This is a genomic window from Acidimicrobiales bacterium, from assembly GCA_022452035.1.
Classification (GTDB): domain Bacteria; phylum Actinomycetota; class Acidimicrobiia; order Acidimicrobiales; family MedAcidi-G1; genus UBA9410.
Genome location: JAKURV010000036.1, coordinates 1 through 14,269, shown reverse-complemented (window position 1 = coordinate 14,269; position 14,269 = coordinate 1). Strand labels below are relative to the sequence as shown.

The 14,269-nt window shown below is 64.6% G+C and carries 15 protein-coding genes and 2 pseudogenes; 9 read left to right on the top strand and 8 right to left on the bottom strand.

What is annotated here, in order from left to right; all coding sequences use genetic code 11:
* Positions 1–36: 36 nt before the first annotated feature.
* On the bottom strand, positions 37–1,044 hold the full coding sequence (locus MK181_10095; protein ID MCH2420148.1) for a histone deacetylase: 1,008 nt from the start codon (positions 1,042–1,044) through the stop codon (positions 37–39).
* A 210-nt stretch (positions 1,045–1,254) separates the two neighbouring features.
* Here MK181_10095 and MK181_10090 point away from each other — a divergent pair, with 210 nt between their 5' ends.
* From MK181_10090 to MK181_10060, 7 genes are all read left to right on the top strand, one after another.
* Positions 1,255–1,941 carry a GNAT family N-acetyltransferase gene (locus tag MK181_10090; GenBank protein MCH2420147.1) on the top strand — a complete coding sequence of 229 codons (687 nt, stop codon included), beginning with the start codon at positions 1,255–1,257 and terminating at the stop codon, positions 1,939–1,941.
* Entirely contained in the window at positions 1,938–3,893 is a 1,956-nt protein-coding gene (locus MK181_10085; GenBank protein ID MCH2420146.1) for a DUF6049 family protein, read from the top strand. Before MK181_10090 ends, MK181_10085 begins: the two co-directional genes overlap by 4 nt.
* Positions 3,890–4,726: a DegV family protein gene (locus tag MK181_10080; protein MCH2420145.1), complete on the top strand. Its 837-nt coding sequence runs from the start codon at positions 3,890–3,892 to the stop codon at positions 4,724–4,726. The genes MK181_10085 and MK181_10080 overlap by 4 nt, the downstream gene beginning before the upstream one ends.
* A gap of 45 nt (positions 4,727–4,771) precedes the next feature.
* Positions 4,772–5,098 (top strand): hypothetical protein, encoded by a 327-nt coding sequence (locus MK181_10075; GenBank protein MCH2420144.1) that lies wholly within the window; start codon positions 4,772–4,774, stop codon positions 5,096–5,098.
* Between the two features lie 35 nt (positions 5,099–5,133).
* Positions 5,134–6,093, top strand: a complete 960-nt coding sequence (gene trxB, locus MK181_10070; protein ID MCH2420143.1) for a thioredoxin-disulfide reductase — start codon at positions 5,134–5,136, stop codon at positions 6,091–6,093.
* Between the two features lie 93 nt (positions 6,094–6,186).
* Positions 6,187–6,513 (top strand): thioredoxin, encoded by a 327-nt coding sequence (gene trxA / locus MK181_10065; GenBank protein ID MCH2420142.1) that lies wholly within the window; start codon positions 6,187–6,189, stop codon positions 6,511–6,513.
* A gap of 29 nt (positions 6,514–6,542) precedes the next feature.
* Entirely contained in the window at positions 6,543–7,562 is a 1,020-nt protein-coding gene (locus MK181_10060) for a peptidoglycan-binding protein (GenBank protein MCH2420141.1), read from the top strand.
* Positions 7,563–7,583: 21 nt separating this feature from the next.
* Here the strand turns inward: MK181_10060 and MK181_10055 are convergent, their stop codons facing one another.
* The 7 genes from MK181_10055 to rpmH form a co-directional block, all read right to left on the bottom strand.
* A complete protein-coding gene (locus MK181_10055; GenBank protein ID MCH2420140.1) occupies positions 7,584–8,510 on the bottom strand; it encodes a ParB/RepB/Spo0J family partition protein in 927 nt (308 codons plus the stop codon).
* Positions 8,507–9,280, bottom strand: a complete 774-nt coding sequence (locus MK181_10050) for an AAA family ATPase (GenBank protein ID MCH2420139.1) — start codon at positions 9,278–9,280, stop codon at positions 8,507–8,509. The genes MK181_10055 and MK181_10050 overlap by 4 nt, the downstream gene beginning before the upstream one ends.
* Positions 9,281–9,480: 200 nt before the next feature.
* Positions 9,481–9,999: a class I SAM-dependent methyltransferase gene (locus tag MK181_10045; protein ID MCH2420138.1), complete on the bottom strand. Its 519-nt coding sequence runs from the start codon at positions 9,997–9,999 to the stop codon at positions 9,481–9,483.
* Between the two features lie 161 nt (positions 10,000–10,160).
* Positions 10,161–10,631: a hypothetical protein gene (locus tag MK181_10040; GenBank protein MCH2420137.1), complete on the bottom strand. Its 471-nt coding sequence runs from the start codon at positions 10,629–10,631 to the stop codon at positions 10,161–10,163.
* Between the two features lie 56 nt (positions 10,632–10,687).
* Complete coding sequence (locus MK181_10035) at positions 10,688–10,966, bottom strand: hypothetical protein (protein ID MCH2420136.1); 279 nt, start codon at positions 10,964–10,966, stop codon at positions 10,688–10,690.
* Between the two features lie 201 nt (positions 10,967–11,167).
* Positions 11,168–12,388, bottom strand: coding sequence for a YidC/Oxa1 family membrane protein insertase (locus tag MK181_10030; protein MCH2420135.1), 1,221 nt, complete (start codon positions 12,386–12,388; stop codon positions 11,168–11,170).
* Between the two features lie 608 nt (positions 12,389–12,996).
* Entirely contained in the window at positions 12,997–13,131 is a 135-nt protein-coding gene (rpmH, locus tag MK181_10025; protein ID MCH2420134.1) for a 50S ribosomal protein L34, read from the bottom strand.
* Positions 13,132–13,765: 634 nt separating this feature from the next.
* Here rpmH and MK181_10020 point away from each other — a divergent pair.
* Positions 13,766–13,828 (top strand): annotated as a pseudogene (locus MK181_10020) (hypothetical protein).
* A 249-nt stretch (positions 13,829–14,077) separates the two neighbouring features.
* Positions 14,078–14,269, top strand: a pseudogene (locus tag MK181_10015) (DnaA/Hda family protein).

Genomic DNA, 14,269 nt, shown 5'->3' with positions numbered 1-14,269 from the left:
CAAAGATGCCGGCAGGGACTGGACCGTCCGGCGTGCTCACTGATCCACCCCGTGTCGCAGAACCTGGGCATCTACGACCTCGCGTCCGGGTCCCTCCCCGGTGGACGACTCAGGACGGTGCCGGATCCCGAGGGCAGCAGCCACCACAGCCCCCGCCGAGTCAGCCAGTGCACCGAGGTCATAGCCACCCTCCAGGAAGGCCACAAGCCGTCCCCGAGACACCAAGGCGGTCAGCCGTTCCATCAGGTCGGCATAGTCACCCGACGACAACCCCAGGTCGGTTAACGGATCGGCCCGGTGGGCGTCGAACCCCGCCGAGACAAGCAGCCAGTCGGGGGCGAACCGTTCGACGGCCGGCACGATCAGGGCGTCCAGAGCGTGCCGGTAGGTATTGCCGGCGGCACCGGCCGGCAGCGGCACGTTGATGGTCGTTCCCTCACCCTCCCCGGTCCCCACCTCATCGGCCGCTCCGGTACCGGGATAGAGCGGCCACTGGTGGCACGACGCAAACAGCACCCGCCCGTCGCCGAAGAAGGCTTCCTGGGTGCCGTTGCCATGGTGGGCGTCGATGTCCACGATGGCCACTCGTTCGCCTGCATCGGCCAGCGCGGTAGCCGTCACCGCCACGTTGTTGAGCAGACAGAATCCCATGGATCGGGTGGGCGTGGCATGGTGACCCGGCGGGCGGACGGCACAGAACGCCATGTCGGCCTCGCCCGCTCGGAGGCTATCCACTGCCACCAGGCCGGCCCCGGCAGCCAGGCGGGCCGCCGTCCACGATCCCGGCCCCATGGCTGTATCGGCGTCTACGCGGCCTCCACCCGAGCAGGCCAAAGCTTCAAGGGCCTCCAGATGGCCCGCTGGATGGACCCGCAGGAGGTCTTCCTCGGGGGCCTCCACGGGTTCTCGGCGGATTACGGCGTCCCCCAACCCCGCCGCATCGAGGCCCTCCCAGACGGCGGTCAACCGGGCCGGCCGTTCCGGGTGACGGAGACCCGACTGGTGGTCCAAGAACCGCTCGTCGGTCACCAAAAGGACAGACACCTAGCGAGCGTATCTCTCAGACTCCATCGGCTTCCGGGCTACGTCTACCACGACCCCCGGCGGTCGGCGGTCGGCTCGTACCCTGTGGCCATCGACGTTCAAACGCCCTCCCCAACCCAGCGCGGAAACTTGTGGCGGTTACGACGCGGCCTTCCAAGTGGTTCCAGCCCCGTGGGAGTGGAGAACCTGGTAGTCGGTCAAGGAACGATCTTGCGGATCAGCCCGTGGCAGGGCAAGCCTTCGACGGTACAGGTAGTCGCTGTTGGCGGTCCTGTCCCAGACGACCGAACCATCAACGAGATGATGGTCCACCTGGCCGACCGCGGCGTGACCACGGTCCTGACCACAGCGCTGGCCCGCCACGACCAACGCCCCTTCGAAGTCGCCGGCTTCCGGCCCGTCGAGCACCTGGCCCTCCTCCACCGGATCCTGGACCCAGCCATCCCTCCGGCTCCGGTCCATGCCGTCCATCGAGTCCGCCGCCTCGGAGCCAGGCACCTGGCCGAAGCCCTGGCCGTGGACGAGGCGGCGTTCACCGGTTCAACCGATATCTGGCGATTCGACACTTCGGCGTTCGCCGAGGCCTGTGACGCCACCGACGTGAACCGACGTCGGCTGGTACGACGCCACGGTCGGACGGTCGGCTTCGCTCTGACCGGTCGCACGGTCAGAAACGGGTTCATCCAGCGTCTGGCCGTCCACCCGGACCACCAGCGGGTCGGCATGGGGAGCGCCCTACTGGCCGACGCCCTGGCCTGGCTTATCCGGCATGGGGTTCGGGACGTCTGGGTCAACACCCAGCCCGACAATGGACCAGCCCAGACCCTCTACCGGCGCCACGGCTTCATCTCCCGGGACGAAGGTCTGGCCGTGCTGGGCTCCACCACAGGTCGATGATCCTCCGCCTTCTGGCCACGGGGGTGCTAGCCACCACGCTGGTCCTACCTGTCAGCCCAGCGGGAGCCGCCAACACCGGTTCGGCGAGCGTTTCGCTGATTGCCCAGTCACCGTGGATCGCCGACGACGGTGACCTGGCACTGGACCTGCGGATCACTGGGGCTATCGACGAGGCGAGGTTGGTCCTCCAACTCCACCGGGCCGTCGACCGGCGAAGCCTCCTAGCCCTGTGGGACGAAATGCCGGACTCCCCGCTGGGAAACCCGGTCGAGATACCCGTGGCCGAGGTGCGTAATTCTGCCGGAGTGGCCTCGCTCGTTCTCCAGGTAGGCACCGAGGGTCGTCTTGAATCCCGTCCAGGTGGCGTCTACCCACTCTCTGTCACCCTGGTCGACGACCAGGAACGCCTCCTCGATCGCCTGACTACCCCCCTTGTCCACCTCCCGGTGGTCCCCGAGGGTCAGGCGGCCGCCCATCGGCCTCTCCTGGTCGGCATCAGCTTGGCCATCGACGGACCACCGCCCCTCCACCCGGACGGCAGCCTCAGGCTGGACGAGGCCACCATCTACCGGCTGGACGGTGTAGTCCAGGCCGCTCTCGACCATCCCAGGATTCCGCTGGATGTCCGCCTCCCGCCAGCTACCGTGCTCGGGCTAGCCCGGTCCGACGACCTGGACCACGCCCGGCTGTTGGCTGACCTGGTACGGGCCAGCACCGCAGGCCTCCGCCTCCAGTCTGCGCCCTTCGTAACCGCCGACCCCGAGGCCTGGAGACGGGCCGGTCGGCCTGACGTGCACCGAGACCTGATGGACCACGGCGACCAGGTGGTAGCCGACCTCCTGGGCGTAGTACCCGATCGCTCGATCTTCGTGCTCCCCCCCACCGCCGTACCCGACACCCTGGACCTCCTGAACCAACTGGGAGCTGAACGGTTCATCGTGTCGGCTGACCACCTCAACCCTCGCCCGCTGGCGGCGTCGGCTGAGGCAACCCTGCCCGCCCGGCTAGTGACCGGCAACGGCGCAGCCCGTACCGCCCTGGTAGCCGACCCCAACCTGGCCCACCACCTGGTTGATTCTCAGGGTGCCGTCTCGGCCGCTCAGTACCTGGTGGCCGATCTCGCCCTCCTGGCCTGGTCTGACCCGACGGTTACCCGGACCGCTGTGCTGACCGCCCCGGACGGCCAGCCCGTGGACCCCTTGACCCTGGATCTGGTACTAGGCGTCCTAGACGAGGCGCCATTCCTACAGGTCCGACCGCTTCCCGACCTGTTCGATGCCGCCCGGGCCTCGGACGCCGCTGCGGCAATCAACTATGGCCTCTGGCCGGATGCCGTCACCCCCATGTCCCGGCGGGCCACGGACCGCAGCCTCGCTGAGCGGGCCGTCGCCGCCTACACGGCCATCCTCGGCGGCCCCCATCCCGACGCCGCGGCGCTCAACGACCTCCTCGAGGTCACGGCAGCAGCCGAGTTGGACACCGACCACATGACCGCCTACCTGAACTCGGTGTACGCGTCAGTCAGCGAGGTCCTTCGGGCCTTCACCACGCCGTCCGACCAGAGCGTACGGCTCACCAGCCGGCGGGCTGAGATCCCGTTCACTATCCACAACGACCTGCCGACCGACGCCCAGGTCGTCCTGGTAGTGCAGAGCGATGGTCGGCTGGAGTTCCCCGAGGGCGACGTCCTACCCGCTGTCCTCAGCCCAGGTACTAACCGGATCACCATCCCGGTCCGGGCTCGGACCTCAGGCGATGCTCGCCTGCAAATCACCGTCCGGTCACCAGACGACGCCCAGCTGTTGCAGTTGGAGTCGGCACACCTCATGGTCCGGACAACCAGCCTGCCCGGGGCTGGCGTCCTGCTGTTCGTCGGCGCCCTCGCCGTGCTGGCCATCTGGTGGATCCGGGCGGTGCGAGTACGATCCGGCAGACCCAAGGAGGCCCCATGACCGTCCGCATCGTCACCGACAGCGCCAGCGATCTCACCCCAGGGGAGGCCGAGGCCCTTGGCGTCGACATCGTCCCCCTAAGCATCCGGTTTGGCGAGGAGGTCTTCCTCGACCGGGAGGAGCTTGACGTCGAGGAGTTCTATCGGCGGATGGCCTCCAGTGAGGACCTCCCGCAAACCGCGGCCCCGGCTCCCGGCGCATTCCAGGAGGTTTTCCGCAGACGCTTCGCTGAGGGGGCGGACGCCATTGTCTGCATCAACCTGTCCAGCGGCGTCTCAGCCACTATGGAGTCCTCGGAACTGGCTGCCCGCGAGGTCGACGGCGACGTCCGGGTCGTCGATAGCCGTTCGGTGACGGCCGGCCTGGGGGTCATGGTGCAAGCCGCCGCCCAGGCGGCGGCTCGCGGTGCATCGACCGACGAGGTAGTGACCCTGGTCGAGGGCATGCGGGACCGGACCCGTGTCTTCGGAGCCATCGACACCCTCGAGAACCTGAAGAAGGGCGGGCGGATTGGCAACGCCCAGGCCCTGCTAGGCAGCATGCTGTCAATCAAGCCGCTGATTGACATCAGCAGTGGTGTGGTTGAAGAGGCTGGTCGCCAACGGACCCGGAAAAAGTCTCTCGGGTGGCTCCGGGACAAAGTGGCTGAACATGCAGAGGACATCGAGACCCTCTCGGTGATGCACGCTCAGGCCGAAGACATCGGGGACCTGGTCGAAATGTTGGCCCCCCTCGTCGATCCCTCCGCACTCCGGGTCGGAGTAATCGGTCCCGTGGTGGCCAGCCACGGCGGGCCCGGCCTGATCGGCCTCTGCTTCACCCTGAAGGGCTGACCCCGCAGCGGCCACCGTTGGGCGACCGTCGGTAGGCTCCGCCCCATGACCACCCCGGTCGACCCCGATACGTCCTCGCCGGAGAACTCCGAAGAACGCCGCGACTGGGCTACCACCCTCGTAGACCGGGTGGTCGACGCCGTGGAGCGTCTCCGTTCGGCCACCACCCAGCCCGTCATCACGGCCACCCGGGCTCTCGTCTACGGAGTCCTCGGGGCGTTGTGCCTGATCAGTGCCGTGGTGTTGGCCTCCATCGGGGCCTTCCGCCTCCTGGACCTCGTCCTCCCCGGCGAGAGCTGGTCGGCCCATCTGGTGCTGGGTGGGGCGCTCTGCCTCCTGGGCGCATGGCTCTGGTCCCGACGTACTCCCTGACCTGCGAAGACGCATCGAACGCGCGAGGAGCGAGCGTGCCCCACTACGAAGTCGTCATCATCGGTTCCGGACCAGCCGGCCTGACCGCGGCCATCTACACGGCCCGTGCTGACCTTGCTCCGCTAGTCATCGAGGGCGAGCCATCGTCGACTAGCGACCAGCCGGGTGGCCAGTTGATGCTGACTACCGACGTCGAGAACTTCCCCGGCTTTCCCGAAGGAATCATGGGCCCCCAGCTCATGCTGGATATGCGGGCCCAGGCGGCGCGGTTCGGAGCGGAGATCATCACCGAGAAAGTGTCCAGAGTTGACCTATCGACCGGGCCGTTCAAGATCTGGATCGGTGATCCCGAGACTCCCGAGCCGACCTACACGGCCGACGCCGTGGTCGTGTCCACCGGTGCCCGATCGGTCATGCTGGGCCTGGAGGCCGAGCGACGACTCATCGGACACGGCCTTTCGACCTGTGCCACGTGCGACGGGTTCTTTTTCCGAGACCAGGAGATCGCCGTGGTGGGCGGCGGCGACTCGGCCCTCGAGGAAGCCGGCTTCCTGACACGTTTCGCTAGCAAGGTGACCCTGGTCCACCGACGTGACAATCTCCGGGCCTCCAAGATCATGCAACGACGGGCCTTCGATAACCCGAAGATCGAATTCGCTTGGAACACCGTCGTCGACGACATTCTGGGCGATTCCAAGGTCGAGGCACTGGACCTCCGGGACACGGTGACGGGCAAGTCCCGTCGTCTCCCGGTCACCGGCGTGTTCATCGCCATCGGCCACCGGCCAAACACCGACTTGTTCACCGGGCAACTGGACATGGACGAGGCTGGCTACCTGATCACAGGTGCTGACCGGTCGACGACCAACGTAGAGGGCGTCTTCGCCTGCGGCGACGTCCAAGACCACACCTACCGTCAGGCCGTGACCGCCGCCTCCTCCGGGTGCATGGCAGCCCTTGACGCCGAGCGCTGGCTCGAGAGCCGCGCTGACTAACTAGTCCGCCCAACGATCTGGCCCTGCCGAGCCTTCAACCCGGCAAGCCGATAGAAAACATCCATAGCCACAGACCCGAGAGAAGAGACTCCCATGGCCGCTGTCATCACGAACCTTTCTGAGACCACGTTTGACGAGGAGATCGGGTCAGCCGTCGAACCGGTGCTGGTCGACTTTTGGGCCGAGTGGTGTGGTCCGTGCAAGATGATTGCTCCCATCCTGGAGGAGATCGCCTCAGAACAAACCGGTTCGCTCCGAGTGGCCAAGGTCAACGTGGATGAAGCTCCAGACCTGGCTCGCCGATTTGAGGTGATGAGCATCCCCACCCTGATCCTGTTCGACGGTGGCCTCCCGGCCAAGCGCCTGGTGGGCGCTAAGGGCAAACCCCAGCTCCTCGAGGAGCTGGCTGGGTACCTCTAAGCCGGCTCCCTGCTCCGGTCGTCTGGCCGATGTCCAAGCCGCTTCGTCCCAACGATCGGGGGGCATTGGTCAGTGACCTCCACCGTCGCTTGGCGGCTGCCGGGCACCGGGTAGACGGGGTCGAGGAGGCCGATGGGTATTTTGGACCCGAAACCACGCGGTCGTTGTTGGCCTTTCAGACTGAACGCGGCCTGGACGAGCACGGTCTAGTTGACGAGACCACCCAGGCCGCCCTGGTCGAGGCCGGGTTACGCCTAGGTGACCGCCACCTCTACCTCCATTTCCCGATGTTCCGGGGCGAGGATGTCGCTGAGCTACAGCTCCGTCTGGGAAGTCTGGGTTTTGACGCCGGACGGATCGACGGGATCTTCGGTCCGGACACGGCGGGGGCCCTGGCTGACTTCCAGCGGAATACCGCCTTGGCCGTGGACAGGATCGCCGGACCGCAAACCATCCAGGTGTTGCGCCAACTGTTAGGTCGACCAGCAGGCCGAACCACGGTGGCACAGGTACGCGAGCTGGACCGGCTACGGCAAGGCAGTCCCGAACTGCACGGTCAGCGCCTGGCCGTCGGCCAGTTCGGTAGCTCTGCGGCCCTCAGCGCAGCCTTGAGCCGGACACTTCGGGCCAGGGGCGCCCACCTGTTGGACCTCGACCATCCCAACGAGGAGACACAGGCGGCCACAGCTAACGAGTTCCAAGCCGTCCTCTACCTTGGACTCCGTATTGAGACTTATTCTCATTCACGTATTAGCTACTTTGCCATCAAGGAATTCCAGAGCGAGGGTGGATTCCGGTTGGCCCACCAGTGCGCCTCCGGCTTGGACCGTGCCCTCCTGTCGGCCGATATACCGGCCACCGAATGCCTGGGCCGTCGGATCCCCGTGCTGCGGCAAACCCGGATGCCAGCTGTCCTTTGCAGTCTCGCCCCGCCGTCAGTAGTGGTCCTGTCGACGGCCGAAATTGCCGATGCTCTAGCCGGTGCTATCGCCCGGTGGATCGCCGATCCGGCTGCCGATCCGACCCCGCCAGCAGTGGCCAACGCCTGACCGACCGGGTTCCTGACCGGGTCAGCCCTCCAATAGGCGAAAAAGGCGCTCCAGATCGTCTAGGTCAGCAAATTCCACGACAATCCGGCCCTTACGGCCCCGGGTGACTACCCGAACCGTGGTGTCAAGCCGATCAGCCAGGATCTGTTCAACCTCCAGCAGGGCCGCGTCCCGCGGCCGGGCCGTGACCTCGCCAGAAAGATCCACCACGGGCACAGTCACCTCATCCAACGACCGCACCAGGTCCTCTGTCTGTCGGACCGACAACCCTTCGTCAACCACCCGAGCAGCCAGGCGCTCGATTAGCGGACGGTCTCCCAGGCCAGCCAAGGCCCGAGCGTGTCCGGCCGACAGCGATCCGTCCATGATCAACTGCTGTACAACGTCGGGTAGTTGCAGGAGGCGCAGGCTGTTGGCTACCGCTGGGCGACTGCGGCCGACTCGCACGGCAACCTCGTGTTGGGTAAGGCCAAAATCGTCCATCAAACGATGGAAGGCGGCGGCCTCCTCCAATGGGTTGAGGTCGTCACGGTGGAGATTCTCCACGATGGCCTGCTCCAGTGAATCCCGGTCCTCCACCGAGCGGACTACGGCCGGGACAGTGGCCAGGCCGGCCCGCCGAGCAGCACGCCATCGCCGTTCACCGGCCACCAACTCGTAGCCGTCGGAGCTTTTCCGCAGGAGAAGGGGCTGAAGGACCCCCTGCTCACGAATGGAGGCAGTGAGCTCGGCCATCTTCTCATCGTCGAAGCTTTGACGGGGCTGGTACGGATTGGGAGAGATGTCGGCCACCGACACCTTCTCGAATCGCATCCCCCCCGTGACCTCCATTTCGACTGTCGTCGACGGATCACTCGCCAATCCTTCGGCTAGAGGGTGCAGGGTCCCGGGGACGCCTCCTTCCGGGATCAGCGCAGAGAGACCCCTTCCCAAACCGCTCTTCTTCATCCCAAGACCTCCTTAGCAAGTTGTCGGTATGCCACAGCACCCCGACATGTCGGATCGAACACGGTGATCGGCTGACCGAATGAAGGGGCCTCCGACAGGCGGATTGACCGGGGAATAACCTGCCGGCACACCTTTTCACCAAAATAGGCCCTGACCTCGTCAGATACCTGTTCGGACAGTTTGGTCCGGGCGTCGTACATGACAAGCGCAATGTGGGAGATCTCCAGGTCCGGATTCAGGTTTGACCTAACCAGGTCCACATTGCCCACCAGTTGTCCCAAACCCTCCAGGGCGTAGTACTCACACTGGATGGGAACTACCACCTCGCCGGCCACCACCAGCGCATTCACGGTCAGCAGCCCCAGAGCCGGGGGGCAGTCGATGAGGATCAGGTCATAATCGTCGACCACCTCGTCCAACGCCCGTTCCAGCCGATGTTCACGGCTGAACGCCGTCACCAACTCGATCTCCGCTCCGGCCAACGGAAGGCTAGACGGCACTAGGTCCAGGTTGGGCACGTCTGTGGGCCTGAGCACATCGACCAGAGCAACTCGTTGGAGCAATACCTCGTAGATCGAAGCCTCGAGGTCCCGGCTAGACACCCCGACGCCGGTGGTGGCATTAGCCTGGGGGTCTAGGTCCACCAGGAGGACCTTCCTTCCCTCCTCGGCCATTGCCGCTCCGAGATTGATCGTGGTGGTGGTCTTGCCCACCCCACCCTTCTGGTTGGCGACAGCAATGACACGGGAGCGCCCGTTCTCAAACGGCATTGGATGCATCATGCACCCGGAGCGACCCCAATGCAATCACCCTCCGGCAAGTGATCTGGAAAGGTTGAAACCCCTCAAACAGAGCGAATTCGGGGTCCTGGTAGCCGCATGTTCCACGTGGAACACGTTGCGCCAATATTTGTTAGGAACTATTCCCTTTTACAGATCGTGGAGTGTTCCACGTGGAACATTCCGTCCCGTCACCCTTGGATGAGCGGGTCCGAGAGCTGACGGCTGAACCGTCGGGGAAACCGGTTCGGACAGTCGGCCACCAGCCGCATAGCTCGATAACCGGCCTGGCCAGTGTGCCAACCACCCCAGTCCTCCAGGCCCATTGCCCGCAGGCCACCGTCCTCCCACCGTCCGGCCCGGCCCTGGGTTTCGTCCGGAGGCTCGCTGACCACCAGAAACCCGCCGGGCAAGAGGAGGGGGGCACCACACTCCGCCGTTGGCCCCGGGCCAGCGAAGCCCCGGGCCGTCACCAGATTCGCCTTGCCTCGGAGTGGTCCTCGGCCAACGTCGACCGCATCGGCCACCACGACCTCCACGCGATCCCCAAGGCCCAACCGGCGAACGGCCCATCGGAGAAAGGACCCCCGCCGTTCCCCCCGGTCAACCAGCACCCAACGGCACATTGTCAAGGTGGCCAGGACCAGGCCCGGTATCCCACCGCCGGTGCCCAGATCGACGGCCAAAGCACCGGCAGGTGGCCCCACCACGCCAGAACCATGCAAATCTGACCAGCCGGAAGGGCTCGAAACCCCGTCCAACGGCCCAAAACGAAGGAAACCCACGCTGTGCGCGGGCCCCTCTGCGGCCACCGCAGGGGTCAGGTACCCCTCCGAGACCGCCCTGTCGAGAATCTCCTCGACCGTGACTGTCACCCGGCGGACTCGACCATGATCACCACGCGACGATCAGCATCACTGCCTTCAGAAACCGTCATCAGGCCATCAATCTCGCCAATCGTGTCATGGACCACCTTTCGGTCCGCAGCGCCCATGGGCTCTAGGGCACGGGAACGACCGTCGGTCAGCACCTCTTCAGCTTGACTCCGGGCGAAGTCGGCCAAGAACGATCGGCGTCGCTCACGGTACCCACCGATGTCAACGATTAGGGAGCCCTCAGCCTGGCCATCAGAGCTCCGTTGGACCAGCGTCCGTGACAGCTCGGTAATAGCACGGACCGTCTCACCTCGCTGGCCGATGGCCAGGCCCAGGTTCAAGCCCTGAGCCTCCACCGTTAGGCGGTCCTCGTCGATTGTGCTCGCCACCCGGGCGTCCAGGCCCATCTTGTCGAGCAGCCCCTGAACGAAATCCTCGGTGATCTGGGCCTGCGTCTGCAGATCCATAGCCTCCACCTCAGCCCTCTCTCGATCGCCTCCGCGATCGTTTCCATTCGCCGGCTTCACCGACGAGTCCCTGGCCACCTTCTGGCGGCCCCTGTTTCGGCTCGTCTCCGAGCTTTGAGTTTTCTGGCCCTTTTCAGCCTCTGACCTGCCTCTTTCTGTCTCTTGATCCTCTCCAGCGCGCCGGCGGCGATTACCGCTCGACCGGGAACTCGGACCAGAGCCACCATCTGATGATCCGTCGGATCGACCGCCCCTTCGATTCTCCTGACCCTTACGACCGGACGATCCACCCCGGTTCTGACTTCCGTTCCGATCGCTCCGTCGGTTGCGGTCACGCCGATCTACCTTCGCACGGGGACTTGTCGGGCGAACCCGCGCACGGAGGCGGGCTTCTGATTTCTTCAGGCCGAACATCGTTCGGCTTGGCTCAGCCAGGACCTCCACCTCCAGGTCATCCTCGGCCACGCCGAGTCTGTCCAGCGCACGTTCTTTAGCTTCATCGAGTGAAGCACCGGTGGTCTCAATCCACTCCATCCTCACTTCCTCCTCTTCTTCTTGGAGCCGCGGGCCCGTGTGGTCCCCGGGGGCGTCGTTCGTCCCCCGCGTCCACGGGCCGCCGGCGGCCTCTTGTCGATTAAAATTGGCTCGTCTGTCGCTCCCTTACGATCACGACGGCCGGACTTCTTTTTTTTCTTTTTCTTTGCCGGGGTAGCCGACTTGGCCGGCTTCCGGGCCTTCGGGGTACGTGTCTCCGATCCGCCTTCTGCGGGCGCCTCATCGTCAATTTGTTGAGAACTCTTCTCATTACTTCCCGCGGTAGTCCGTCCACTGCGAGCCGACGATCCGCTTGATGACCTATCTTCGCTGGTCGGGCTTGTTTTCTTCGGAGAAGGAGCCGTCTTCGTTTCCTTGGTCGGTTTGACCTTCTCCGGAACCACGACGGGCGTTACTTCGGCGTTCGGCCCGTAGAGGCTCCTGGTGATATAGGCCTGTTGACCAATCCGGTACAGGTTCGAGACAACGAAGTAGACGACCAATGATGCGTCGAGCTGGAAGGAGATGAGCGGCAGGAAAAATGGCATCACCTTCATCATCATTTGCATCTGTGGGTTGATCGCTGCGTCTGGGTTGCGGCCCCGAATCTGGCGCTGCTGAAACCATGAACTGACGCCAACCACCAAGATCAGCAAGATGTAGGGAAGGGTGGCTATCACGCTCTCTGATAGGGCGCTAGTTGCCGACCTCGAGAGGTCCATGCCAAGGAACACCATCTCTGACCGGTTACTCAGGTCACGGAAAATTTCCGAGCCGTGGTCGACATACGCCGGGTAGAAAGCCTGTGGATCGGTCGGCGCCCCGCCCAGGGTCTCACCGACACTCAAGCGCCCGGCCACCCAACCAGTGCTATCCCCCAGATCCGACATCCTCCGGGTAATGCCCCGGAGAACCTGATAGAGCACCAAAAAAACAGGCATCTGGGCAAACAGGGGCAGGCAACCGCCCATTGGGTTGATGTTGTTGGCCTTGTAGAAGGCCATCATCTCCTGGTTAAGAGTTTCCCGGTTTCCCTTGTGGCGAGCCTGGATCTTCTTCAGCTCCGGCCCCAGGTGCTGCATCTTGATCATCGACCGGGTGCCCTTAAGGGTCACCGGCGTTAGAACCACCATGACCACCAGGGTCAACATGATGATGGCCAGGCCCACGCTGGGCACCAGCGAGTAGAACCAGGCCAGAAGGCTGGCGATCAGGTCGAACATCAGGCGCTTCCCCGAGTGGAAACAGGAGTGGCTTCGGGTACCGGGTCCCACCCGTGAGACCCCCACGGGTGGCAACGACAGATCCGACGTAGGGCCATCCAAGAGCCCCGACCGGCACCGTGCCGCTCCACCGCATCTCGTGCGTAGTTCGAGCACGACGGGACGTACCGGCACGGACTAGGCCGACCCGCGGCTAGGTGCTGGTAGCCACGAACGGTAGCCAACAAACCACGGACAAGAATGCCCTGTTCAGAAGGTGTTTTCATCGGATCATGCGGGGGAAGAGAGGGTGTCGACGACATCTATCAGGCACCGCCGCAGCTCGTCGTAGGTCGCACCGGAGGCCTCCGGTCGAACCCGGACCAGGTAGTCCCCGGCCGGCATACCGGTGGAAGACCTCTCGACCTCCACGAAGATCGACCGCAACCGACGCCGTATCCGGTTGCGTACCACTGCAGGACCAACCGGTCGTGGAATGGCGTAAGCCACCCGGACCACGTCGCCCGGGTCAGCTGACGGGCGAAAGGCGACCCCGAGCGGCCCGCGTCGGACCCATCGTCCGTCATTACGGAGCGCATGGAAGTCGTCTCGGCGGCTGAGTCGACGGATCAAGCCGACAGGCGGGCTCGGCCCTTCTGGCGCCTGGCGCTGATAATCGCCCGGCCGGCACGGGTACGCATGCGCTTCCGGAAGCCGTGCTTGCGGGCACGACGACGGGTATTGGGCTGGTAGGTCCGCTTCATCAGTGGTCTCCTGCTGGCACGGTGGGCGTCATCAGGAGGGGGAGCGCCCGGGTGCCATCGATTCGTGTCGGCCGGGGTACTGGTGCACCCACTCGTCCACCTCTCGGTCGACGGGACCGGCTCGGCTGCCGATCAGATCGGACCCTCCGAAAGTGGGAACAGTCCGAAACCCGGACCTCAGGCTACGGGTGTCACCGGGCCTGTGCCAACCGCCGGTCTCGTGCCCAACAAAAAGTTCCGTCGGTCGTTCGGAGGTACCCCCGATCTCCGTTCATCGTTGTCCACAGTTTCCACAGATCCACCCCGTGCTCTACAGCATTCATCTGGCGGCAACGACCCTATTTTCATGAGAAGACCAGTCAGTTGCGTTTCATCGTGAAATAGGTCTTGATCAGGTAAAACGTGGAGTCGTATTTGACCTTGCGCACCATCATCCACAGGCTGCTACGTTGCCCCGCCCACTGAGAGGGCGGAGTGGACCTCCGATGGTCGTTTTCCGCGTTCCGGTGGCCTTTCCACAGCAGATTCCACATCTGTGGATAACTGAACGGAGGAAACGATGGCGGACGCGACGGTGCTGTGGGAGGCCTGTGCGGCGGCAATCCAGTCCCAGGTGTCAGACGTGGTCTGGCAGATGACATTCACCGCCGCCCAACCAGTGACCGCTGACGATGAGACCTTGGTCGTCTCCGTTCCCAGCACTCTGATCCGGGATCGCATCGAGGGTCGCTACCACGCCGTCGTTCATGAGGCGGTAGCCGAGGTCAGCGACGACCAATTGACGCTACGTATCGTCATCCGCGAGGACCCGGAGGAAGACCCGGCCCTCCTCGACCTGATTCCCCCAACCGCGGAACCACGCACCCCCTCCGAACCACCGGTCGCCTTAGCCCTCGATCCCCTGACCCGACCCACAGCGACGCGTACCGACATCCCGTTTGCCGGTCGATTGACCTTCGAGGACTTTGTCATCGGGACCTCCAACAGATTCGCCCACGCTGCAGCCCAGGCGGTAGCCGAGACCCCCGGCCGGTCCTACAACCCTCTGTTCATCTACGGCGACGCCGGCCTCGGTAAGACCCACCTCCTGCAAGCCGTTGGTAATTACGTCACCGCCCACTACCCGACATACCAGGTC